Annotated in this window: 22 protein-coding genes; 8 read left to right on the forward strand and 14 right to left on the reverse strand. The window is 68.7% G+C overall.

Annotated features, from left to right (window positions below; all coding sequences use genetic code 11):
* Positions 1 to 51: 51 nt before the first annotated feature.
* Together E0H75_RS32530 and hppD are read right to left on the reverse strand one after the other, a co-directional pair.
* Positions 52 to 525, reverse strand: a complete 474-nt coding sequence (locus E0H75_RS32530) for a DUF2690 domain-containing protein (RefSeq protein ID WP_131517523.1) — start codon at positions 523 to 525, stop codon at positions 52 to 54.
* A 273-nt stretch (positions 526 to 798) separates the two neighbouring features.
* Positions 799 to 2,001, reverse strand: coding sequence for a 4-hydroxyphenylpyruvate dioxygenase (gene hppD, locus E0H75_RS32535; RefSeq protein ID WP_131517524.1), 1,203 nt, complete (start codon positions 1,999 to 2,001; stop codon positions 799 to 801).
* 150 nt (positions 2,002 to 2,151) lie between these two features.
* Between hppD and E0H75_RS32540 the strand changes: the two genes are divergently transcribed.
* On the forward strand, positions 2,152 to 2,634 hold the full coding sequence (locus E0H75_RS32540) for an Lrp/AsnC family transcriptional regulator (RefSeq protein ID WP_131361752.1): 483 nt from the start codon (positions 2,152 to 2,154) through the stop codon (positions 2,632 to 2,634).
* 82 nt (positions 2,635 to 2,716) lie between these two features.
* Here the strand turns inward: E0H75_RS32540 and E0H75_RS32545 are convergent, their stop codons facing one another.
* Positions 2,717 to 3,361 (reverse strand): IclR family transcriptional regulator, encoded by a 645-nt coding sequence (locus tag E0H75_RS32545; RefSeq protein ID WP_131361751.1) that lies wholly within the window; start codon positions 3,359 to 3,361, stop codon positions 2,717 to 2,719.
* Between the two features lie 55 nt (positions 3,362 to 3,416).
* Here E0H75_RS32545 and E0H75_RS32550 point away from each other — a divergent pair, with 55 nt between their 5' ends.
* On the forward strand, positions 3,417 to 4,199 hold the full coding sequence (locus E0H75_RS32550; protein WP_238163389.1) for a hypothetical protein: 783 nt from the start codon (positions 3,417 to 3,419) through the stop codon (positions 4,197 to 4,199).
* Here the strand turns inward: E0H75_RS32550 and E0H75_RS32555 are convergent, their stop codons facing one another.
* Both E0H75_RS32555 and E0H75_RS32560 read right to left on the reverse strand, forming a co-directional pair.
* The gene (locus E0H75_RS32555) at positions 4,200 to 5,432 is read right to left on the reverse strand and encodes an MFS transporter (RefSeq protein ID WP_202873287.1); all 1,233 of its coding nucleotides are present in this window, start codon (positions 5,430 to 5,432) and stop codon (positions 4,200 to 4,202) included.
* Positions 5,433 to 5,461: 29 nt separating this feature from the next.
* The gene (locus tag E0H75_RS32560; protein ID WP_131517526.1) at positions 5,462 to 6,223 is read right to left on the reverse strand and encodes a phytanoyl-CoA dioxygenase family protein; all 762 of its coding nucleotides are present in this window, start codon (positions 6,221 to 6,223) and stop codon (positions 5,462 to 5,464) included.
* An 88-nt stretch (positions 6,224 to 6,311) separates the two neighbouring features.
* On the opposite strand from E0H75_RS32560, the gene E0H75_RS32565 reads away from it, so the two are divergent.
* Together E0H75_RS32565 and E0H75_RS32570 are read left to right on the forward strand one after the other, a co-directional pair.
* The gene (locus tag E0H75_RS32565) at positions 6,312 to 6,986 is read left to right on the forward strand and encodes a helix-turn-helix domain-containing protein (protein WP_165554183.1); all 675 of its coding nucleotides are present in this window, start codon (positions 6,312 to 6,314) and stop codon (positions 6,984 to 6,986) included.
* A 41-nt stretch (positions 6,987 to 7,027) separates the two neighbouring features.
* Positions 7,028 to 7,573, forward strand: coding sequence for an NUDIX hydrolase family protein (locus tag E0H75_RS32570; protein WP_131517528.1), 546 nt, complete (start codon positions 7,028 to 7,030; stop codon positions 7,571 to 7,573).
* 13 nt (positions 7,574 to 7,586) lie between these two features.
* Here E0H75_RS32570 and E0H75_RS32575 read toward each other — a convergent pair whose 3' ends face one another.
* Positions 7,587 to 8,315 carry an SDR family oxidoreductase gene (locus E0H75_RS32575; RefSeq protein ID WP_131517529.1) on the reverse strand — a complete coding sequence of 243 codons (729 nt, stop codon included), beginning with the start codon at positions 8,313 to 8,315 and terminating at the stop codon, positions 7,587 to 7,589.
* Positions 8,316 to 8,417: 102 nt separating this feature from the next.
* Here E0H75_RS32575 and E0H75_RS32580 point away from each other — a divergent pair, with 102 nt between their 5' ends.
* Positions 8,418 to 9,260, forward strand: a complete 843-nt coding sequence (locus E0H75_RS32580; RefSeq protein ID WP_131517530.1) for a helix-turn-helix transcriptional regulator — start codon at positions 8,418 to 8,420, stop codon at positions 9,258 to 9,260.
* Positions 9,261 to 9,308: 48 nt separating this feature from the next.
* On the opposite strand, the gene E0H75_RS32585 is transcribed toward E0H75_RS32580, so the two are convergent.
* Positions 9,309 to 12,659, reverse strand: coding sequence for a CARDB domain-containing protein (locus E0H75_RS32585; RefSeq protein ID WP_131517531.1), 3,351 nt, complete (start codon positions 12,657 to 12,659; stop codon positions 9,309 to 9,311).
* A gap of 161 nt (positions 12,660 to 12,820) precedes the next feature.
* Here E0H75_RS32585 and E0H75_RS32590 point away from each other — a divergent pair, with 161 nt between their 5' ends.
* Positions 12,821 to 13,480: a hypothetical protein gene (locus tag E0H75_RS32590; RefSeq protein ID WP_131517532.1), complete on the forward strand. Its 660-nt coding sequence runs from the start codon at positions 12,821 to 12,823 to the stop codon at positions 13,478 to 13,480.
* Between the two features lie 256 nt (positions 13,481 to 13,736).
* Here E0H75_RS32590 and E0H75_RS32595 read toward each other — a convergent pair whose 3' ends face one another.
* Positions 13,737 to 15,539, reverse strand: coding sequence for a DEAD/DEAH box helicase (locus E0H75_RS32595; protein ID WP_131517533.1), 1,803 nt, complete (start codon positions 15,537 to 15,539; stop codon positions 13,737 to 13,739).
* 139 nt (positions 15,540 to 15,678) lie between these two features.
* Here E0H75_RS32595 and E0H75_RS32600 point away from each other — a divergent pair, with 139 nt between their 5' ends.
* Positions 15,679 to 15,945 (forward strand): DUF3039 domain-containing protein, encoded by a 267-nt coding sequence (locus E0H75_RS32600; RefSeq protein ID WP_131517534.1) that lies wholly within the window; start codon positions 15,679 to 15,681, stop codon positions 15,943 to 15,945.
* A 60-nt stretch (positions 15,946 to 16,005) separates the two neighbouring features.
* Here E0H75_RS32600 and E0H75_RS32605 read toward each other — a convergent pair whose 3' ends face one another.
* From E0H75_RS32605 to E0H75_RS32615, 3 genes are read right to left on the reverse strand one after another with little or no spacing between them, the layout of a single operon-like run.
* Entirely contained in the window at positions 16,006 to 16,563 is a 558-nt protein-coding gene (locus tag E0H75_RS32605) for a YqgE/AlgH family protein (protein ID WP_131364478.1), read from the reverse strand.
* Positions 16,564 to 16,570: 7 nt separating this feature from the next.
* Positions 16,571 to 16,951 carry a VanZ family protein gene (locus E0H75_RS32610; protein ID WP_238163390.1) on the reverse strand — a complete coding sequence of 127 codons (381 nt, stop codon included), beginning with the start codon at positions 16,949 to 16,951 and terminating at the stop codon, positions 16,571 to 16,573.
* Positions 16,952 to 16,962: 11 nt separating this feature from the next.
* Positions 16,963 to 18,393, reverse strand: coding sequence for an NAD-dependent malic enzyme (locus E0H75_RS32615; protein ID WP_131517535.1), 1,431 nt, complete (start codon positions 18,391 to 18,393; stop codon positions 16,963 to 16,965).
* Between the two features lie 120 nt (positions 18,394 to 18,513).
* On the opposite strand from E0H75_RS32615, the gene E0H75_RS32620 reads away from it, so the two are divergent.
* Positions 18,514 to 19,518 carry a LacI family DNA-binding transcriptional regulator gene (locus E0H75_RS32620; RefSeq protein WP_131517536.1) on the forward strand — a complete coding sequence of 335 codons (1,005 nt, stop codon included), beginning with the start codon at positions 18,514 to 18,516 and terminating at the stop codon, positions 19,516 to 19,518.
* 82 nt (positions 19,519 to 19,600) lie between these two features.
* On the opposite strand, the gene E0H75_RS32625 is transcribed toward E0H75_RS32620, so the two are convergent.
* The 3 genes from E0H75_RS32625 to E0H75_RS32635 are packed head-to-tail and all read right to left on the reverse strand — an operon-like array spanning position 19,601 to position 23,201.
* Entirely contained in the window at positions 19,601 to 20,608 is a 1,008-nt protein-coding gene (locus E0H75_RS32625) for a substrate-binding domain-containing protein (RefSeq protein WP_131517537.1), read from the reverse strand.
* Between the two features lie 11 nt (positions 20,609 to 20,619).
* Positions 20,620 to 21,648 carry an ABC transporter permease gene (locus tag E0H75_RS32630; protein WP_131517538.1) on the reverse strand — a complete coding sequence of 343 codons (1,029 nt, stop codon included), beginning with the start codon at positions 21,646 to 21,648 and terminating at the stop codon, positions 20,620 to 20,622.
* Positions 21,645 to 23,201 carry a sugar ABC transporter ATP-binding protein gene (locus E0H75_RS32635; protein ID WP_131517539.1) on the reverse strand — a complete coding sequence of 519 codons (1,557 nt, stop codon included), beginning with the start codon at positions 23,199 to 23,201 and terminating at the stop codon, positions 21,645 to 21,647. Before E0H75_RS32635 ends, E0H75_RS32630 begins: the two co-directional genes overlap by 4 nt.
* Positions 23,202 to 23,232: the final 31 nt, after the last annotated feature.

A 23,232-nucleotide genomic window follows, 5' to 3' on the forward strand; every position in this document is an offset into this window, starting at 1 on the left:
CCCCCGACCTGACGCTCGAGTAACCATGTCCAGTTCTGGACCAGGCGTGAGTTAGCGGGTGCGGGCGGTGGCGTTTTCGGAGATTTCTTCGTAGCCGCCGCCGTAGTTGTGGTACTCGCGGCCGATGGCGGTGAAGGTGATGCTGCCGGCGGTGGCCTTGACCTTGGGTGTGCGGCAGGTGCGCTGGCCCTGGATCACCGAGCCGTTGCCGCCGCTGCTGTCACAGCTGAGCACGCGACCGCTGTTGGCTCCGCCGTACTGGACCAGGAAGGCGTTGGCCTTCGCGTTGGCCGGCATCTTGGACACCATGGTGACCTCGGCCCAGTACTGGTAACAACTGTCCCGGACCAGGCGGATCGTGCCCCAACTGGGCGGCTTGTGATCACGCAGCATCGGTGCCGACGAGATGGACCTCGCACCCGAGCAGGTGGCGGCTTCGGCCGCCTGGGCCGGGGTCGCGGCGAGGGCGATCGCACCCACTCCGGCCAGGCCCGCGGTGCTGAGCAGAATGCTCAGTGTCTTCATGACGAAACCCTTCCTGAACGAACGCCCCGACGCCCATTCACCGGGCACACTACGCGAACAGCCCCTGCCCCGACAGTCATTCCGGTAATCGGACGGCGACACACCGTGTCCAGTTGCTCCCGGCAATCTTTACCCCACCAGGTAACCGGTTTACCGCCACCCCACCCCCACCAACACTTCGACGGACAACCGCTGGGGTTGCCGGTTGTTCCCTCGAAATCTGAGCAGACAACCGACAACCAGGAGGGATATCCGTCGAAATGCCGGCGGGGATCAGAGGTTGCCGCGTCGCTCTTGTTCGCGCTCGATCGCCTCGAACAGTGCCTTGAAGTTGCCCTTGCCGAAGCCGAGCGAACCGTGCCGCTCGATCAGCTCGTAGAACACCGTCGGCCGGTCGCCGATCGGTGCGGTGAAGATCTGCAGCAGGTACCCGTCCTCGTCGCGGTCGACCAGGATCCCGCGCGACTGCAGCTCCTCGATCGGCACCCGCACCTCGCCGATCCGGGCCCGCAGCTCCGCGTCCTCGTAGTACGAGTCCGGCGTGTTCAGGAACTCGACGCCGTTGGCCCGCATGATGTCCACGGTCCGCAGGATGTCATTGGTGGCCAGCGCGATGTGCTGCGCGCCGGCGCCGTCGTAGAACTCCAGGAACTCGTCGATCTGCGACTTCTTCTTCGCGACGGCCGGCTCGTTCAGCGGGAACTTGACCCGGTGGTTGCCGTTGGCGACCACCTTGCTCATCAGCGCGGAGTAGTCGGTGGCGATGTCGTCGCCGACGAACTCCGCCATGTTCACGAAGCCCATCACCTTGTTGTAGAACCCGACCCACTCGTCCATCTTGCCGAGCTCGACGTTGCCGACGACGTGGTCGACCGCCTGGAACAGCCGCTTCGGGTGACCCTCGGCCCGGGTCACCTGGGTGCTCGCCGCAACGAACCCGGGCAGGTACGGACCGTCGTACCGGCTGCGGTCGATCAGGGTGTGCCGGGTGTCGCCGTACGCCGCGATCGCAGCGCGACGGATCGTGCCGTGCTCGTCGGTGACGTCGTTCGGCTCCTCGAGTACGACGGCACCACACGCGCGGGCGTGCTCGATGCACTTGTCCACGTCGGGCACCTCGAGGGCGATGTCGGCCACGCCGTCGCCGTGCTTGCGGTGATGGTCGAGCAGCGTGCTCTTCGGGCTGACGCCGCCGCTGACGACGAAGCGGGCCGAGCCGGCCCTGAGCACGAATTCCTTGTTGTCCTTGTTGCCCGTCTCGGGCCCGGAGTACGCGACCAGGTCCATCCCGAAGGCGAGCTGGTAGTACTTCGCGGTCTGGGTCGCGTTGCCGACCACGAACACCACGGCGTCCATCGCGGTGACCGGGAACGGGTCGGTGCTCTCGTCGTACGGCACCAGGCCGACGAGCTGCTTGAGCTGGTCGAGGTCGAGATCGGCGTCGAGCTCTGCGGGGGTGAGGTCGGTGCTGGTCATCGTGATCCTCCCAGGTTGGATTCGTGGCCTGAGCCTGGTGGTGAGGACACAGGTTGCGCAACACATCGTTGTTTTGCTGCGCAGGTTGTTCAGTATGCTGGCAACCCTGCTGGACTATTTGGTCAGTCTGACCACTACGGGAGGCGCGGTATGTCGGTCGATGCGCTGGACGCCCGGATCCTCGGGCTGTTCGCGGCCGAACCACGGGTCGGCGTCCTCGAGGCGTCGCGTCGGCTGGGGGTCGCGCGGGGAACTGTGCAGGCGCGACTCGACCGGCTGCAGCGGGACGGAGTCGTCCGCGGCTGGGGCCCGGACATCGACACGACCGCGATCGGCTACCCGGTCACGGCGTTCGCGACTTTGCAGATCGAGCAGGGGTCGGGGCATACGACGGTCGCGGCGGCGCTGGCGCGGATCCCGGAGGTGCTCGAGGTCCACACGATCACCGGCGCCGAGGACCTGTGGTGCCGGATCGTCGCTCGCTCGAACGCCGACCTGCAGAGGGTGATCGACCAGGTGGTGATCGTCCAGGGCATCCAGCGGGCATCCACGGTGATCGCCCTCGCAGAGCAGATCCCGCACCGCGTGCTCCCCCTGGTCGAGGCAGCAACCCGGACGTCCAGCACTCACTAACCCGGCCGAGCGGCGCCCGACAGCACCTCATCAGGCGTGAGCTCCTCGGGGCGCACGGGGTTGGTGAGTGCGGGAGGTCCGCTCAGGCCAGGCGTTTGGCTACTTCGACGGCGGCCCGCGCAACGCGCGGGCCGACGAATTCGCGGTCGAGCTTGCCGAGTACGACGACCCCGATGGAGGCCTCCACTCCGGGCACGCCGAGTACCGGCGACGACACACCCTGGGCACCTGCCTGCAACTCGCCGGAGGTGACCACGAACGGTCGCCCAGCCGGATCCGGCTTCCGGCGACCGGCCAGGATCGCCTTGCCGGCGGCGCCCTGGTCGAGCGCGTGCCGCGACCCCATCCGGTAGGAGACGTGGTAATCGGTCCAGCTCGGCTCGATCACCGCGATCGCGAGCGCCTCCTCGCCATCCGCGACGGTCAGGTGGGCCGTCGCGCCGGTGTCCTCGGCGAGTGAGCGCAGTACCGGAAGCGCGGCGTCACGCAGCGTGGGCTGAACGCGACGGCTGTAGTGCAGCACGGCCAGGCCGAGCCGGGCCCGTCCTTCGGAGTCGCGCCGGACCAGCCGGTGCAGCTCCAGGGTGTTCACCAACCGGTAGACCACGGTCCGGCTGACCCCCAATGCGGCGGCCAGCTCGGTGATCGACAGACCGTCCGGGGCGTCCGCGAGCAGTTCGAGGACAGTGAGTCCCCGGTCGAGCGTCTGCGAGGTCTCTGCGGGCACGTTCGAAGAGTATCCGTTTTTCGGGCGCGGCCCGATGGCCCCGTATCTTGCTGCCGTGCGAAATTACTGGGCGCTCCTCCCCGCCATCGCCATCGTGATCGGGCTGACGCTGCTCTACGCGATCCCGACGCTGATCAATCCGCAGTGGACGAGCTCGGTGCTGGCGCTGTTCCGGCAGGTCCCGGAACAGCCGGATCCGGCTGTGGACCCGGCCCAGGACCCAGCGCTGCAGCCCGCCGAGGCGCGGCGCGCGGCCGGGATTCTCGGCCCGCAGCAGATCAAGTCGAGGCGCATGCTCGCCGTCCTGCTGGTGGTCGGGGTGGTCGCCCTGATCGGGTTCAACATCTCGCTGAACCGGGAGCGGAACGGCTGCTACAAGGCCGCCGAGGCCTGGGGCGCGATCCCCGGGAAGGCCGACCGGGACCCGTGCATCAACAAGATCTTCGGCAGCTTCTTCGGCGACCCGACCGGCTTCAAGCCGCTGGAGGCGAAGCCGCAGCCGATCGAGACCTACCAGCTCATCCACAAGAAGCACCCGAAGTACCTGAAGTGGATGCAGAACGGCCCGAGCTACGACGACGTGGACCTGCTGATCGGCTCGGGCAGCAACTGCTCGCTGGACCTGAAGGTCGTCGAGGAGGACGACAAGGTGATGGTCCTGCTCGACTCGGACACGCCGTGCCCGCCGGAGGACGCGATCTCACTCAGCTCGGTCAAGCTGAAGAAGCCACTGGGCGATCGGAAGGTCGTCACCGTCGACGACAAGCCGATGCGCGAGATCAACCCCGACGCCGACTCCTGGCCGACCGTGCTGAAGAAGCTGGTCACCGGGGGCTGATCAGCTCAGCGCCCGGGTCTTGGAGTCGTACTCGCGGAACGGGCGGTTGCGGGCCAGCAGGATCAGCAGGCCGACGATGCAGACGGTCGCCCCGCCGAGCAGCGCGATCGTCGGGGTCGTCAGCGAGGCCGACGTACCCACGACGAAGTCGCCCAGGCGCGGTCCGCCGGCCACGACCACGGTGAACACACCCTGCAGCCGGCCACGCATGGCATCCGGCGCGGCGGACTGCAGCACGGTGTTCCGGTACGCCGAACTCACCATGTCAGCCGCCCCCGACAACGCGAGCAACGCGACACCCAGCCAAATCGTGCGGGACAACCCGAACAGGCCGACCGCTGCCGCGTAGACCGTGATCGCGACGACGATCGCCACTCCCTGTCTTCGCACCCGGCTCACCCAGCCGGAGAACACCACGCCGATCAGCGCACCGATCGCCGGCGCCGCCTGCAGCAGGCCGACGGTCCGGACGCCACCGGCGAAGAACGAGCCCGCCACGGCCGGGAACAGGGCGCGGGGTTGCGCGAACACCATCGCGAGGATGTCGGCCAGGAACGTCGCCAGCAGCGCCGGCGCCGCCCGCAGGAACGTGAACCCCTCGAGCACCGACTGCAGACCGGCCCGCCGGACCAGCCCGGTCGGCGGCACGGCCGGTAGCCGGAACAGCGCGTAGAGCGCCGCGGTGAACGTGATCACGTCGACCAGGTACGCCGCCGCGAACCCGTGCCAGGCGATCACCGCCGCACCGACCAACGGCCCGACGGTGAAGCCCAGGTTGAACGCGGCCTGGCTGAGCGTGTTCGCGGCCGGCAGCAGTTCCGGCCGGATCAGCCGCGGGATGATCGCGGACCGGGCCGGGCCGTTCACCGCGAAGCACGCCGACTGGCAGGCGACGACGGCGTACAGGATCCACACCTGGCCCCAGTTCAGCTGCGACTGCAGCACCAGGATCATCGAGAGCACCCAGAGCCCGGTCGACGAGACGAGCGCGAGGATCCGCCGGTCGATCGCGTCGGCCATCGCCCCGCCGTACAGCCCGAACACGACCAACGGCACCAGCGCGCACAACCCGACCAGCCCGACCGCGAACGTCGACCGGGTCAGCGCGTACACCTGGATCGAGACCGTCACCGCGGTCATCTGCGTCCCGAGCTGCGAAACCGTCGACCCGACCCACAACCGGCGGAAGTCCGGCGATTCCTTCAGGGGGCGGATGTCAGTCAGCAGGGGCACAGTGACAACTTATGTCACGACGTGAAGGATCAGACGCGTGGGAACAGCTCGTGGTCAAGCGCTTCACCGACCGTCAGCCCGAGCCCGTCAGTGACCACGTGCCCGGCACCGGAGTACGTCGCCTCGGCGTCGACGTAGATCGCGACGTGGGCGATCCGCGGATCGTCGGTCAGGTTCGGGGTCGCGGAGTGGGCCAGGTAGGCGTTGTGGAAGGTGCAGTCGCCGGCCCGCAGCGGGATGGTCAGCCGCTCCTCCCAGCGCAGGTCGGGGGCGGCCCGGAACATGTCGTCCCGATCGGCCAGGTCCTGCCGGCGCAGGTCCTGGTGATCGTGCGAGCCGGGGATGAACGTCATGCACCCGCGCTCCACGGGGACGTCGACCAGCGCGACCCAGGCGGACAGCGAGTGCCGCGACCCGGCATGCGGCCAGTACGGTGCGTCCTGGTGGAACTCGGTGGCCGCGCCGTTGTGCGGCGGTTTGATCAAAAGCTGGTCGTGCCAGATCCGCAGCGGCACCCCGGCCAGCGCAGTCGCCGCGGCGGCCAGCCGAGGATCGAGCGTGAGCTCACGCAGTACGTCGTCCTGCCGCCAGACGTTGACGTACTGGTTGAAGATCGCCGAGCCCTTCGAGTAGTCGTCGGCGCCCGCGGTGGCGGCGACCGCTGCGTCGCGGAACCGGGCCGCCTCGTCGGCGCCGATGATGTTCCGGATCCGGACCACCCCGGCGCGGCGATAGGCGGAAATGGTCTCTTCATCGAGTACGGCGGGTGCCGTAGGGTCGGTCGTGGTCATCGGGCCACTCCTTGGAATCCGTTGGCGGGAAGGTCTTTCCAGCCTCGCCTGGATCCGTGCGCGGCGACAGGCCTCCCTTGACCGATACTTGACTGATCCTGACCTCCTGGAGGCGGTCGTGCACCAGATCCTGAGCAGTGAGGTGTTCCCCGACCAACGGCTTCCGGTCGCCGGCGAGCGCCTCGAGCTGGTGGCCGACGTCGCACCGCACAGCCACGCGTTCTTCGAGATCGCCGTCGTGCTCGCCGGGCGGGGCACGCACGTTTCGGCCGCCGGTGAGGTCCTGTTGCAGCGCGACTCGGTCGTCGTCCTCCGGCCGGGCGACTGGCACGGGTACACCGGCTGCGACGGGCTCGTAGTACGCAACGCCTATCTCGGCGCCGACATCTTCAGCCTGCTGTCCGCGGCGCTGATCCCGAGTGACGGGCCGCCGACCCTCGCGCACCCGGCCGTGCAGCACGCGATGCGCTTGCTGGAGGCAAGCATCGACGAGCCGTGGACACTGGATCGGCTCGCCACGTCGGTAAACCTCGCGCCCGGCTACCTGGTCCGGCTGTTCGGGCGGACCGCCGGTGTCTCCCCGATGGCCTACCTGAACCGGCTCCGGGCCGAGCGGGCGGCCGGGCTGCTGATCGAGTCCGACCTGCCGGTCGCGACCGTCGGGGCGATGGTCGGCTGGCACGACCCGAGCCACGCCAGCCGCCGCTTCCGCGCCTGCTTCGGCCTCAGTCCCTCCCGGTACCGAGCCGCTTTCAGACCGTAGGCGCGGGACCACCAGACGCCGCCTTAAGCAAAGATGTCTCCATGACGTCTGTTCGTACGCCTGACCCGAACCCCGGCTGGCTCTCCGACATCGCGCTGCAAGAGACCCGCTCCCGGGTGCCGATCCTGTACGTCGAGGCCGTGCCGGCCCGCGTCGACGCCGCCGGCCAGATCGAGCATGTCGGGGTTCTGCTGCGCGGGGCGGCCGAGACCGGGCAGATCATCCGGACCTTGGTGTCCGGCCGGGTCATGCACGGCGAGTCGATCCGCGACGCCCTGCAGCGCAACATCGAGAAGGACCTCGGCCCGGCCGCGTTCCCGCGGCTGCCAACGAGTCCGGTGCCGTTCACGGTCGCGGAGTACTTCCCGCTGCCCGGTGTCACGCCGCTGCACGATCCGCGCCAGCACGCGGTCGCGCTGGTGTACGTCGTACCGGTGACCGGCGACTGTAATCCGCGGCAGGACGCGCTCGACCTGACCTGGCTGACGCCGAAGGAAGCGCTCGAGCCGGCCTTCCTGACCGACCTCGAAGGCGGCCGCGGGCATCTGATCAAACAAGCCCTCGCCTGGTCCGGCGCACTCGTCTGACCTCAGCGCGGGTTCACCACGCTAGGCGGCCCGCCTCGGCGTGGACCTCGCCGGTCGGGCCGTCGGCGCCGAGCATTGCCAACCGGACCGCGACGGACGCGCCCTGCGCAGGCGTCCGCGCCGCGTCCCATCCACCCATGTCCGTCGCGCAGTTGCCCGGGTCGGCCGCGTTCACCAGGATCCCGCTGCCGCGCAGTTCGTTGGCGAGCATCACTGTGACCATGTTCACCGCCGCCTTCGACGAGTTGTAGCCGAGAGTCAGCACGGTCGACATCCGCGACTCCGGATCGCCCACCTGGCTGAACGAGGCCAGCGACGTCGACAGGTTCACGATCCGCGCACTCTCCGCCTTCCGCAGCAACGGCAGCATCGCCCGAGTCGTCCCGACCAGCCCGATCACATTGGTCTCGAACGCCTCCCGCAGTACGTCGCTCTCCACCCGCGACACCGCGTCGTCGCCGACCGGGATGATTGCCGCATTGTTGACAATCACGTCGAGCCGGCCGTACTTACGCTCGATCATCTCCGCCGCCGCCTGGACCGACCGCTCATCGGTCACCTCCAACTGAACCGCGGCCGCATCGAGGCCCTCGGCAACCAGTTCCTTCGCCGCGGCCTCGCCACGCGCCAGGTCCCGCGACCCGACCAGCACGACGAACCCCGCCTCCCCGAGCTGCCGTGCGATCTCCTTGCCGATGCCCTTGTTGGCGCCCGTGACGAGCGCGATCTTCTTCTCGGTCATGCCCTCCAGACTGGTGAGCCGCGGCGTCGCGAGGCAGAGCGAGCTCACCCTGGGATCGGCAGTCCCTGGTTGGCGTCACCGCCCGGCTGCGATGCTGGACAGGTGGATCGGGGTCAGTTGGCGGAGTTCCTGCGAGTACGGCGGGAGCGGCTGACCCCTGCCGACGTCGGGCTACCGGCCGGGCTGCGCCGACGTACGCCCGGCCTCCGGCGCGAGGAGGTCGCCAGTCTCGCGACCATGTCGACCGACTACTACACCCGGCTCGAGCAGGGCCGCGGGCCACGGCCATCACGCCCGGTGCTGACCGGACTCGCGCGGGCCCTCCGGCTGAACGAGGACGAGCGCGACCACCTGTTCCGGCTGGCCGGCGAGCAGCCGGGTCCTCCCCCGGGTCCGCCGTCGGACGTGCGGGACGGCGTACTGCGGATGCTCGGGCGGCTCGACGTACCAGGGATCGTGCTGGACGCGAAGTACGACGTACTCGCGTGGAACCGGCAGGCGGCGGCCCTGATGACGGACTTCTCCGCCCTGCCGGTGAAGGAACGGAACCTGCTGCGGTTGCGGTTCCTGCACGGCGATCGGCAGGCGGAGCGGTACGGGATGGACGCGACCCAGGCGTTCGCGCGCGAGGCGGCGGCGGACCTGCGGGCCGCGACCGGGACCTACCCGGACGACCCGGCGATCGCGCAACTGGTGTCCGATCTGCTCGCCGGGAGTCCGGAGTTCGCCGAGCTCTGGGCAAGGCACGAGGTCGCGCGGCAGCAGAGCCTGTGCCAGACGATCCTCCATCCCGAGGTCGGCCGGATCGACGTGATCTGCGAGGTCCTGGTCATCCCCGAACGCGACCAGCGGGTGGTCATCTACACCGCTGAGCCCGGCTCGCCGTCGGACCACGCGCTCCGCCTTCTCGACGTGATCGGCACCCAGACGCTGTCCCACGGCTGAGCCCCCGCACCTCGGGGTAGCGTGCGAGGGCTCGTGGGCTGGGCCCGGCTATTGGCCGCTGAACATGAAGGTCGATCCGGGCTCCTTCACGATGTCGCCGTCGCGGGAGTTGGTGACCACGACATTGCTGAGGGTGGCACTGCCCCGGGCACCGCCCATGGCGAGGATGCCGGAGCCGTTGTTCGACTTGTCGATCCGCAGATTGGTGAGCGCGACGTTCGGCATCTCACCGCCACCGGTCTTGAACTGCAGCCCGTCGTACGTCGAGTCGTAGATCTCGGTGTCGCGGATCGTGACGCCGGGGATCGGCAGGTTCGCCGGGAACAGCGTGATCGCACCGAACTCCTGGTCCTCGTTCCAGAACACACCGCCACAGCGGTAGAGCGCGTTGTTGGCGATCAGCGTCTGGCCCGAGAACGGCAGCGGGTCGTGGTCGGTCGCCAGCATGATGCCGGGGTAGTTCATGGTGTCGTAGATCAGGTTGTTCTCGATCTTGTTGCCGTAGCCGCCGTAGATCGCGATGCCGTTCGCCCGCCACGGCAACTGGACGGTGTTGTTGGTGAACGCGTTGTCGTGGCCGATGTCGACCGACTGGTCCTTGACGTACTTGCTCGCCCAGACCGCCAGCGCGTCGTCGCCGGTGGTCCGGAACGACGAGTTGAACACCTTCGAGTTGCGGGTGCCGTTGGCGAAGTTGATGCCGTCGGCGTAGGTGTCGCGGATCCGCATCCCGCTGAACTCCAGGGCGTCTGCCGGACCCCACAGTTCGGGGATGTTGTCGTAGTCGCGGCCGACCCAGACTCCGACGTTCGAGTGCTCGATCCAGACGTTGCTGATCTTGGTCCCGATGCCGAACCGGCCGTTCAGCGCGACACCACCCTCGGCGTTGCCGTCACCGCCGCGGATCCGGCCGGACCCGAAGATCGCGATGTCCGACAACTGCACGTTCTTGTCGATGTCGAAGCCGAAGTTGCCTTCGTGCGGATGGTTGATGCCGCCGGCGTTCTGCGGCTCGATGGTCGAGTAGAGCTGCGAGTACCACATCCCCGCGCCGCGGATCGTGGTGTTGCTGATCCCGACCTGGTTGTACTGACCCCGGTCCAGCGGGTCGTCGGTCAGGATCTTCTTCTCCTGCCGCCATTGCCCGGCAGGGATCCAAACGCAGCTGATGACACCGTTCTGGTCGTCGGTGACGGCCCGCTGGATCGCATCCGCGTCATCGACCCCGTCGTTCGGTACGGCGCCGTACTGCGTGATCGACGTACAGCCGGCCGGCTGGGTGAGCGCCGGCGCGACCTGCTCCAGGTCGACCATGTCGATGATGTAGAACGACGCGTTGTCGCCGGAGTCGCGCTGCAGCTTGAACTTCGTGCCGACCGGGTACGACGTACCGAGCAGGGCATGCGATTCGTCGAAGAGGCGGCGCGCGTCACCACCCGGTGTGTTGGTCAGCGACTCCGGTCCGTCGCTGTTTCCGTAGAGCCAGCTGTTGTGCGACGACAGAGTCAGCTTCTGCTTGAAGGTGCCGTTGACGTACAGACTGATGGTTGCCTCGAGCCCCTGCCCGTTGGCCGAGTCGGGAATCGAGTTGCGGACCACGATCGAGTTGGCCGGCACCGTCGCGGTGAACTCGACGAACTGACCGGTCGAGTTCAGCCGGACCGACTGGCGGCCGGACGACTCGGTGGCGAAGTTCGTGTGACCGAAGGTGCGCTCCGCATCCGAGGTGAGCAGCGTGCCGGTGTAGTCGCCCGATTCCGCCTCGTACGACGTGTACGGTACGGCGGCACCGCGGCCGACCACGATCGACCTGGACAGGGTGTTGTTGGTTTCGTTGGTCTCGGCAACTGTGTTGGTCGCGTCGGCGGTTGCGGTCAGAGTGGCGCCGCCGTTGGTGGCCGTCCAGGTGCCGGTCATCGCGACGTTCGCGGTCGCACCGGCCGCGATCGCCGCCGTGTTGGTGTTGAGGGTCGTGCCGCCGATCGTGAGCCGGGTGACCGCGGCACCGGACGCCGTCGTACCGCGGTTGTTCACCGCAACTGTGAAGGAGACCTGGGCACCGGGGGCCGGATTGGCTGGGTTGGAAGTGATGCCGGTGACTTGCAGGTCCGGCCCGGCCGCTTGGCCGACGGTGAGTTGGGTGGGTGATTGGAAGGTGTTGTTGCTGTCGTTCTGCTCGACGACGGTGTTGGTGGCATCGGCCACCGCGGCGAGCGTGTAGTTGCCTTGGGCACGGGTTCCGGCGTTGGCGGTGACCGTGGATGAGGCTCCGGCGGCGAGAGCGCCGACGGATGCTGTGCCGGCGACCGAGCCGCCGAGCAGGAAGTTCAGGCTGCTGGCCGACGCCGCGGCTGTGCCGGAGTTCTTGACCGTGGCCGACAGAGTGATCGGGGTGGTTTCGGTTGGGTTCTGCGGGCTCCACGTGGCGGAGGTGACGACCAAGTCAGGGTTCGGGGCCGCCGTACCGAAGACCTGGAACTCGGCGACCTGGCCGCCCGGCGCGCCCGTGTTGGTGAAGACCTGGAGCCGTACGTCGGCGTACCGGCCGGTGACGGGGATCGTGATCGAGTTCTGGTTGCCGGACGCGCTGAACTGGTAGTCGGTGCGGTCGACGAGCGAGGTGAAGCCGGTGGCTGCCTGCTCCCGGCCGAGCACCTGGATGCTCTGCGTCCGCGGACCCCAGACGGGGTCGGGGTTGAGCTTCACCACGACTGAACTGAGGTCGGCGTTCGAACCGAGCTTGACGGTCAGCGTCGCTGGGTAGCCGTTGGACTCCCAGTACGTGCCGAGGTTGTTGTCGTTCGCGTTCGTCGCGACGAAGTTGAAGGCCGAGGAGGATGCCTCGATGGGCTTGCTTGCGGCGAGGTCCGTCCCGGTCGGTGGTTCGATCGGCCCGCCACCAGGGCCGGCCACGGCGAACTCCGACAGTTGCGCGGCCGCCCAGCCACTGTTCGCCGTCACCGTCAGCCGGACGTAGCGCGCGGACGTGGTGGCGAAGTTGATGGTGACGGTGTTGTTCGCCGTCGGCGCGAAGGAGTACGCCGTACTGCCGACGACGGTGCTCAGCGACGCAGCGTTGGTGCCGGCCTGGACGGTGATGGTCTGGGAGCGGGCGCCCCAGGACGCGGGGAGCCTCAGCGTCACCTGATTGACGTCAGTGGTGGAGCCGAGATCGGCCTGGATCCACTGCGGGAACGCACTGTTCGCGCTCTCCCAGTAGGTGTTCTGGTTGCCGTCGCCGGCGTTGGTGCTCGGATACTCCCCGAGCGAACTGCTGGCGGACAGGGTCTTGGAGAGGTCGGCGGTGACGGCCGCGGTCGCGGTCGCGGTGAGGGGCAGCAGCCCGGCCGCGATCAGGACAAGCGCGAGCAGGAGCCGTCGAACGTTCTGCTGAGACATCGAGTGGTCCTCCGTCGTGGGCGGTGGGAAGGACGAGAAATTTCGTAGATTTGCTGATTTCTTGCAGGACAGGGAGTCGAATGTTGCAGCAGCGCTCGCGGTACGTCAACACTTCGGCACAGCGCGCGCAACCATCGGTCCGGGCCACGCATCGAGTGGACGTGAGGTTGTTCGCTGGCAAGAGCACCGTGCGGAAGCTGACGCCGCCGGCGCACGTCACGAGGATCACCGCCAGCGCTCTCAACAACCGGGGCGACGTCGTCGGGTATGGCGTGGACGCTGTGAGCGGAAAGGGAATCGGTGTCGTCTGGCCGGCCGGGAGCAGGCCGCAGCGCCTGCGCGCGAGCGGCTCGGCGTACCCCGTCGACATCAACGACGCCGGTGTCGTGATCGGCAACACCACGAACTCGCAGCTCGAGGCCGGCCTGATCTGGAAGCTCTGGGACGCGAAGGGCGTGCTGGTCACCGGCCAGGACGGGGCGAACGTCTCGCTGCGGGAGATCCGCGGCAGCTGGTTCATCGGCCTCCAGACCGCTGCGAACGGCAGCTTCAGCGGCGGACTCTGGAACACGCGGAGCGGGCAGGTTGTCAGCTTCCCGGGGAAGATCCTGGACGCGGTGAACAGTTCCGGAGACGTCGCGTACGCCACCGACGACGGCAAGGCGGAGGTGGCTCGCCCGGACGGGACGACGGTCGCCATCGACGCCGAGGGGTACAACACGGTGACCTACCTCTTCGACCGCGGCCAGGCGTACGACGCAGCCGGCGACCGAGACAACGGCTTCAGCCGCCCAATCCTCTGGTCCAACTGCTCCCACTGACCAACCGCCGACCCGCCGACCCCAACCCACCGGCGCGGCCGGCCTCGCCCTCTCTCCCCACCTCCCCCGGCGAAGCCCAGCCACACCCCACCACCCCGGCGAAGCCGGGCGCTCTTTCCCCGGCGAAGCCGGGTGTTTTAGGCGCGGCGTTGGGTGGCCCAGCCACTCCCCACCACCCCCGGCGGAGCCGGGTGTTTTTAGGCTCGGCGTTGGGTGGCCCAGCCACCCCCCACCACCCCCGGCGAAGCCGGGTGCTTTACGCCCGGCGTTGGGTGGCCCAGTCGCGGATTAGTTCTATGCGTTCCTTGAGTTGGATGGAGGAGGCGTGGGCCGCGGCTGGGCCGCCGAGCTTTCGGCGGAGGTCGTTGTGGATGACGCCGTGCGGTTGACCGGTGCGGTGGTGCCAGGCGGCGACCAGACCGTTCAACTCGCGGCGCAGCAACGCGACCTGCTCGTGCGTCGCCAGCTCGGTCGGCGTCGGGTCCTCTCGCTCGGACGACCCCGGCCGCTGCGACCGCTTCTGCGCAGCGATCGACTTCGCCTGCCGCTTGCGCAGCAGCTCCCGCACCTGATCCGGCTCCAGCAACCCGGGCAACCCGAGAAAGTCCAGCTCCTCATCGGAGGCCTGGTCCCCACCGGTCCCGTAGTCGCCACCGTCGAACACGACCCGGTCGAAGCTCGCATCCGACCCGAGCGCCTCGAACTTCGCCTCCAGGTCGTCGCTGGCCCCCTCTGCCTGGTTCGCCTTCGCCAGCAGATCGTCCTCGAGCGCGAAGATGTCGCCATCGTCGTTCGTGTTCTTCCGCCCGAGCACGTGGTCCCGCTCGACCTCCATCTCAGCGGCGAAGCTGAGCAGCCGAGTCACCGACGGCACGAACACCGACGCCGTCTCACCCCGCTTGCGGGCCCGGACGAACCGCCCGACCGCCTGCGCGAAGAACAGCGGCGTCGACGTTGGCGTCGCATACACCCCGACGGCCAGCCGCGGTACGTCGACACCCTCCGACACCATCCGGACCGCGACCATCCAGCGCGACTCGTCGGCGGAGAACTTCGCGATCTTCTTGCTCGCGGCCTTCTCGTCCGACAGCACCACGGTCGGCGCCTCGCCGGTGATCTCGCGCAGCGTCTTCGCGTACGCACGGGCCGTGTTCTGATCGCCGGAGATGACCAGACCGCCCGCGTCCGGCATGTGCCGGCGGACCTCGGTCAGCCGCTTGTCCGCGGCCGCCAGCACCGCCGGCATCCACTCGCCGGCCGGGTCGAGCGCCGTACGCAGAGCCTGCGCGGTCAGGTCCTTCGTGAGCGGTTCGCCCAGCCGCGCCGCGACCTCGTCACCGGCCTTGGTGCGCCACCGCATCTCGCCGGAGTACGACATGAAGATCACCGGGCGTACGACGTGGTCCTGCAGCGCGTGCCCGTAGCCGTAGGTGTAGTCCGCCTTGCTCCGGGCGACCCCGTCGTGGGCCGTCTCGTAGGTCACGAACGGGATCGGGTTGTCGTCGCTGCGGAACGGCGTACCGGTCAGGCAGAGCCGGCGGGCCGCGGGCTCGAACGCCTCCCGCACGCCCTCACCCCAGCTGAGCGCGTCACCACCGTGGTGCACCTCGTCCAGGATCACCAGCGTCTTGAACCGCTCGGTCCGGACCCGGAAGGCGAGCGGGTTCACCGCGACCCCGGCGTACGTCACCGCGACGCCCTGGAAGTCCTTGTTGGTCTTGCCGCGCCGGCCGGCGAACGCCGGGTCGATCGCGATCCCGGCCTTGTCGGCCGCCTCGGCCCACTGGACCTTGAGATGCTCGGTCGGCGTCACCACGGTCACCCGCTCGATCAGCCGCCGATGCAGCAACTCGGCGGCCACGGTGAGGGCGAAAGTGGTCTTACCTGCTCCGGGCGTCGCCACGGCCAGGAAGTCTCGCGGCTGGCTGTCGAAGTAATGCTTGAGTGCCTCTGCCTGCCAGGCCCGCAGCTTGCTGGCGGTACCCCACGCGGCGCGATCCGGATACGCCGGCGGAAGCACGGCTGGTCCAGCTGGCACGCTCGAATCCACGGACGGCATACTCCCCCGTTAGTCGACTGTCGGCCGTGCAGGAACGTTACCTGACTTCGCCGACAAACCCCGACCGGCGTGTCGCAGTACGACCGGTCTGTGGAGAAAGTTCCCGGGTCGACTGGTGTGTCGGCCTACACTCGGGGGCATGAGTACTCAGCTGAGCCCGGGGGCCGAGACGGTCGTCGACGAGCGGACGCAGCCGGCGCCGGCAGAGCCCGGCGATCACGAGCGGTTCTCGCACTACGTGCCGAAGGACAAGCTGACCGAGGCGATGGTGATGGGGACGCCGGTCGTCGCCCTGTGCGGCAAGGTGTGGGTGCCGAGCCGGGACCCGCAGCGCTTCCCCGTCTGCCCGGAGTGCAAGGAGATCTGGGACTCGCTGAACCCAGGCGACGACGAGGGCGGCGAGTAGGGCCCGCCCAGGCGAGAGGCCGCGCCGAGCCGCGCGGCCTCGACCCGAAGTGCGCGCGCCTCAGTTCTGCGTGGGGTCGTCCGGGTACGTCGCCAGATACGCCATCTGATCGTTCTGGCGGCGCAGGACCCGGCGCCAGAGCGTGTCCGGGTGCAGGCTGAACACGTCGTCGGGTTCGGACTCGACGACGTACCAGGCGCCCTCGGTGATCTCGCCCTCGAGTTGCCCGCTGGACCAGCCGGCGTACCCGGCGAAGATGCGCATCCGCTGGATCGCCCCCTCCAGCAGCGCCGGCGGTACGTCGAGGTCGATCAACCCGATCCGGCCGAAGCACTCACGCCAGCCGGGTGGGTCGGCCGTCTCGATCACCTCGGCGACGGCCAGCGCGCTGTCGGTGCCGACAGGGCCGCCCATGAACAGCACCCCGGGTTCGTTCACCGTGGTGGACCAGTCCGGCAGCACCCGGTCCACGGCCAGGTCGGCGGCACGGTTCACCACCACCCCGAGTGCGCCGTCGTCGTCGTGATCCAGCAGCAGGATCACCGACCGGCGGAAGGGCGGCTCGTCGAGCAACGGGGTCGCCACCAGCAGCGAACCGGTCAGAGTCGAGGCCGTCATACCCCCATCATGTCGTGCGCGACGCCCGTGGACCACGGAACACTCGGAACCCGAGCCAGGCGCCGAGCGCGACGCCGATCAGATCCGCGAGTACGTCGAACGGGTCGCCGTCGCGCTGGGGCAGCAGGAAGTACTGCGCCAGTTCGCTGACGACCGCGTTCGCGACCAGTGCCCCCAGCAACCAGCGCGCCGGGATCCGCAGCTTCAGCCCGAGGAACGCGACCGACCCGAACAGGAACATGTGCGCGAACTTGTCCGCCATCGGGATCCCGACGTGCGGACCTGCCTCCCGTGGCGCGTAGACGCCGTACAGCTGCAGCAGGCAGGCCGCCACGAACGCGACCCGCCACGCCCACACCGCCACCCGCGAGCCGGTGTCCCGAGTCACCGTTGCCGTCACTACAGCCCCGGGGAGTCGTCCGGGAAGTTCTCGTGCGCGGGGGCCTTGCCGCCGGCCGCGTCGCGGACGGCGTGCGCCACCATGTTGTGCACCTCCGGGTGGAAGACGCTCGGCACGATGTACGTCGCGTTCAGCTCCTCGTCGGTGACGACCCCGGCCAGCGCCTTCGCGGCGGCCAGCTCCATCTGGATCGAGACCTTCGACGACTGCGCGTCGAGCAGGCCGCGGAAGACACCCGGGAAGACCAGCACGTTGTTGATCTGGTTCGGGAAGTCGCTCCGCCCGGTGGCCACCACCGCCGCGTGCTCGCCCGCCTCCGCGGGGTCGACCTCGGGCACGGGGTTGGCCAGCGCGAACACGATCGCGTCGTCGTTCATCGTGGCGATGTCCGCACCGGTCAGGATGTTCGGCGCCGACACCCCGATGAACACGTCCGCTCCGGCCAGCGCGCCCTTCAGGTCGCCGCTGTACTTGGCCGCGTTGGTGTTCTCCGCGATCCAGCGCAGCTCCGGCGACAGACCGTCGCGCTCCGGGTGGATCACGCCACCGATGTCCGCCACGCAGGTGTCCTTGACCCCGGCCGCGAGCAGCAGCTTCAGGATCGCCGTACCGGCGGCGCCCGCACCGGACATCACGACCCGCACGTTGCTGATGTCCTTGCCGACGACGCGCAGCGCGTTGTACAGCGCGCCCAGTACGACGACCGCCGTACCATGCTGGTCGTCGTGGAAGACCGGGATGTCGAGTTCTTCGCGCAGCCGGGCCTCGATCTCGAAGCAGCGCGGCGCGGAGATGTCCTCCAGGTTGATGCCGGCGAACCCCGGCGCGATCGCCTTCACGATCGACACGATCTCGTCCGGGTCCTGGGTGTCCAGGCACAGCGGCCAGGCATCGATCCCGGCGAACCGCTTGAACAGCGCCGCCTTGCCCTCCATCACCGGCAGCGCGGCCTTCGGGCCGATGTTGCCGAGGCCGAGGACGGCCGATCCGTCGGTGACGACCGCGACGCTGTTGCGCTTGATCGTCAGCCGGCGCGCGTCCTCGGGGTTGTTCGCGATCGCCAGGCAGACCCGCGCGACACCCGGCGTGTAGATCATCGACAGGTCGTCACGGTTGCGGATCGGATGCTTGGCCTCCATCGAGATCTTGCCGCCGAGGTGCATCAGGAACGTCCGGTCCGACACCCGGGCGATCTCGACGCCCGGTACGGCGCGCATCGCCTCGACCAAGCGCCCGGCGTGCTCGGTGTCGGCGGCGGCGCAGGTGACGTCGATCCGCAGCCGCTCGTGGCCGGAGGCCGTCACGTCGAGCGCGGTGACCAGACCGCCGGCCTGCTCGACCGCGGTCGTCAGCTTGCTCACCGTCGAGCCACCCGCGGGCACCTCGAGGCGAACGGTGATGGAATACGAAACACTCGGCAAGGCAGTCACGCCGGTGATCCTCTCACGTCACTGGTAAGGCTCCGAGGTTCCGTACGTTAAGTGCATGAGAGAACGCTGGGTAATCCTTTACTCGGGCGGCTAGTCTTCCCCTCAGCGAAGGGAGGATCGGTGCCGACGATCAGTGATGTGGCGGCTCGGGCCGGGGTGTCCACGGCCACCGTGTCCCGGGCGCTGAACGGCAAGGCCACGGTCGACCCGGACCTGGCCGCGCGGGTCCGGACGGCCGCCACCGAGCTCGGGTACCAGCCGAACGGCCCGGCTCGCGCGCTGCGCCGCCAGGAGGCGGCCGTGGTCGCGCTGATCATCTCCGATGTGGAGAACCCGTTCTTCACCGCGCTCGCCCGCGGCGTCGAGGACGTCGCGCACGAGGTCGGCTACTCGGTCGTGCTGTGCAATTCCGACGAGAACGCCGACAAGGAGAACCGCTACATCGACGTCGCGATCCAGGAACGGGTCGCCGGCGTCATCCTGTCCCCCAGCGGTACGGCGACCAGCGTCGCCAAGCTGGCAAGCCGGGGTACGGCGTACGTCGCGGTGGACCGCCCGCTGCCCGAGCAGGACAGCGACGCGGTGCTGGTCGACACCCGGCAGGCCGCGAAGCAGGCGACCGCACATTTGGTTGCCCAAGGCTACGAGCGGATCGGCTGCATCACCGGACCCGCCGGCGTACGGACGGCCGACGACCGGCTGGCCGGCTACCGCGATGGCTTGAAGGCCGCCAAACGCCGAAGCACCACTCGACTCGTACGTCGCAGCGAATACAAGGCAGCCGGAGCACATCGTGCCGCGCTCGAGCTACTTTCTCAGGCCGAGCCGCCGGACGCGCTGCTGATCGCGAACAGCGCGATGGCGGTCGGCGTACTGCAGGCGCTTCAGGAACGCGGCATCCGGGCCGGCCGCGAGGTCGGACTCGTCGCGTTCGACGACGCACCGTGGGCTGAGCTGGTGGATCCACCGCTGTCCGTCGTCGCACAACCGGCGTACGAGATCGGCACGGTGGCGGCGCGGCTGCTGCTGGCCCGGATCGCCGACAACAGCCGGCCGCCAACCACCACCACTCTCGGCGCCCGTTTGATCGAACGGGCGAGCAGCGTACAGCTCAACAGGAGATAGGCCGGCCGCGCCGGCCGTTCCCGCGTGTCCGGCCGCCGAACGGCTGGCTGAAGCGGGTACCTCCTGTCGAGCTGCACACCTATCAGCCGTTGGGGTTCTCCTCGGCGTAGATCTTGGCCGCGTTGGAGGCGTCGATCAGACGCGTGGGCAGGGTCTGCGACTTCTCGATCGTGCCGCAGTCGACCAGGATCTTCTTCGCCGCGGCGATCGCTTCCTTGCCGTTGGTCGGGTAGGTGAAGGTGGCGCTCAGCCGGCCCTGCTCGACCGCCTTGATCCCACCGGACGGGATCGGCAACGCGTCGATGCCGGTGAACTTCATCTCCTTCTCCCGGCCGACCGCCTTCGCGGCCAGGTACGCGCCCTCGGCCATCGGGTCGTTGTGGGAGTAGACCACGTCGATCTTCGGGTTCGCCTTCAACAGCGCGTCCATCTGCGCCTGGCCCTTCTCCCGCAGCCAGTCGCCGCTGGCGGCGGCGATCACCTTGACCTTCGGGTTGCCCTTGATGCCGGCCAGGAAGCCCTCGTGCCGCTCAGCCTGCGGGGTGGCACCGGCCAGCCCCGTCAGCTCGACCACGTTGCCGCCGTCCGGCAGCAACTTCTCGGCGATGTACTTGCCGGCCTCGGTGCCGATCTGGACGTTGTCGCCGCCGATGAAGCCGGTGTACGCGTCACCCTCGACCTTGCGGTCCAGCACGATCACGGGGATGCCCTTGTCGTAGGCCTTCTTCACCACCGCGGTCAGCGGCTTGGCCTCGTTCGGGCTGATGATCAGCAGGTCGATCTGCTGGGTGATGTAGTTCTCCACGTCGGCGACCTGCTTGGCGTTGTCCTGCGCCGCGTCGGCGAACTTCACCTCGAACTGCGGCACCGTCGCGGCGGCTGCCTTGATGTCGTCGTCCATCCGCTGCCGGTACGGCTCGGCCACGTTCGCCTGGCTCATCCCGATCGTGTACTTGCCGTCGGCCCCCTTGCAGGACTTCGACGCACCCGCCTGCGGGCTGTCCGACGTCCGTTCGTTGGTCGTGCCACAGCCGGCCAGTACCAGGGCGGCGATCGCCGCGGCGGCCAGCGGAATCTTCACAGAGCGCATGGGAACCTTCCTCACGAGGTGGGGCGGAGTCGTTGCAGCGCGGCCGCGGCCACGATGACGAGTCCCTTGATCAGGAGCTGGATGTTGGAGTCGATGTTGTTCAGGGCAAGGATGTTGTTGAGTACGCCGAGCAGCAGCGCGCCCGCGACCGTGCCGGCCACCGATCCACGGCCACCGGCCAGACTGGTCCCGCCGATCACCACCGCGGCGATCGCGTCCAGTTCGTAGCCGATCCCGTCGTTCGGGCTGCCCTGATTGAGTTGGACCGCGTGCACGATGCCGGCCAGCGACGCGAGCAGACCGCAGATCGCGAAGACCGCGATCTTCACCCGCACCACCGGTACGCCGGACAGTCGCGCGGCCTTCTCGTTGCCGCCGACGGCGTACAGATGGCGGGAGAACGCACTGACCCGCAGGAACACGACGGCGGCGATCGCGACCACCGCGAAGATCAGCACCGGGATGGGGACCAGGCCGCCGAACGTCCGCTCGCCGAGGATCGCGAACGAGTCCGGCGCCTCGTGCGGCCCATCGCCGTACGCGATCGCGACGCCCTGCCCGCCGGACCAGATCCTGGCCAGACCTCGGGCTATCTGCAGACCGGCGAGTGTGACGATGAAGGACTGGATTCCGATCATCGCGGTCGCGACGCCTTGCAGTGCACCGAAGACCAGGCCGATCGCGAGCACGAGAACGACGGACGGCAGGAATCCCCAGTCGTTCTCGACCATCAGGACCGCGGACCCGACCGCGGCCAGCCCGAGCACCGCGCCGACGGACAGATCGATGCCGCCGATCAGGATCACGAACGTCATCCCGACCGCGATGATGCCGATCTCGGACACCGCGCGGACCACATTCGCGAGGTTGTCCGCGCTGATGAACAGGATCTCGCCATCCTTGCGGGGCGAGAAGATGATCGCCGCGATGAACACGGCCAGCAGCCCGAAGACACTCTGGAACCGGAACAGCGTGGCGACCACTCCGCCGGAGCTCTGCTCCACCGGCGTCGCCGCGGCTGTCTCGTCCTGTACGGTCACTGGGCTCCTCCCACTTCTTCGAACACTTCGCCCTGTCCCATGGCGGCGGCGAGCAGGTCGCCTTCGCCGGAGTCCGCCGTACTGAACGACGCCACGTCGCGCCCGTCCCGCAGTACGACGACCCGATCGCAGACGCCGACCAACTCCGGCAGCTCGGACGAGGCCAGCAGTACGCCGATGCCCTGGCCGGCCAGCTCGCCGAGCAGGCGGTAGATCTCGGACTTCGCGCCGACGTCGACGCCGCGGGTGGGTTCGTCGAGCAGCAGCAACTTCGGCTCGGTCAACAGCATCCGGCCGAACACGACCTTCTGCTGGTTACCGCCGGACAGCGTGCCGACCTCGTCCTGCAGGCGGCCGAACTTCAGCCGCAACCGGTCCGCCATCCGCACCGACGCGGCCCGCTCCATCCGCCGGGCGATCACCCCCAGCCGCCCGTACGACGGAAGGCTCGAGACGACCGTGTTCGCAAGGATCGAGTGGAACAGGACCAGACCGGACGCGCGTCGGTCCTCGGGAACGAAACCGATGCCGTGGGCAAGTGCCTGGCGTGGTCGGCGCGGGTGGATCTCCTGGCCCTGCAAGAGGATCCGGCCGGACCGCGTGCCCGCCGGGGCGACGCCGTACAAGGTCTCGAGCAGTTCGGTGCGGCCGGCGCCGAGCAGGCCGGCCAAGCCGACGATCTCGCCGGAACGGACGGTCAGCGAGATGCCGTTGGGGTCGCGGCGGCCGGGTCTCGGCCGGCGGGCTCTCAGGGCGAGGTTGTCGACGCGGAGAAGTTCGTCGCCGGTGTCGGTGTCGGGAGTGGTGAACATGGTCTGCACCGGGCGGCCGACCATCGCCTCGACGACCTCAGCGGTGCTCAACTTGCGGGGGTCGAAGCTGCTGACGATCTGGCCGTTGCGGAGGACGGTCGCGCGGTCGGCGACCTGGGCGATCTCCTCCATCCGGTGCGAGATGTAGACGATGCCGACGCCGGACCTGCGGAGTTCGCGGATGACCTCGAAGAGGCGCTCGACCTCGGCGGTGGTCAGCGCGGAGGTCGGCTCGTCCATGATCAGGACGCGCGCATCGAGCGAGATCGCCTTCGCGATCGTGACGAGTTGCTGCTCGCCGACGCGCAGTTCACCGACCGGGCGGCGCGGGTCGAGCTTGACGCCACTGCGTTCCAGCAGCGTGCGGGCCTCGCGCTCCATCCGGCGGCGGTCGACCGTCTTCAGCGCGGTACGGAGTTCGCGGCCGAGGAAGATGTTGTCGGCGACGGACAGGCCCGGGACCAGGTCGAGTTCCTGGTGGATCATCGCGATCCCGGCCGACTGCGCGTCGGTGGGTCCGCCGAAGCTGACCTGCTGACCGTTGATCTCGATCGTGCCGTCATAGTCGGTGACGTCGCCGGACAGGATCTTCATCAGCGTGCTCTTGCCGGCGCCGTTCTCGCCGAGCAGCGCGTGCACCTCGCCCGCGCCCAGGGTGAAGTCGACCTCGCGGCAGGCCTGCACACCGCCGTACCGCTTCCCGATCCGGACCATCCGGACCAGGGCAGCGCCGTCGGCCATGACACCTCCGCGACCCGGTGAGTAATCGATT

Origin of the sequence: Kribbella capetownensis (genome assembly GCF_004331485.1) — a bacterium.
Taxonomy (GTDB): Bacteria; Actinomycetota; Actinomycetes; order Propionibacteriales; family Kribbellaceae; genus Kribbella; species Kribbella capetownensis.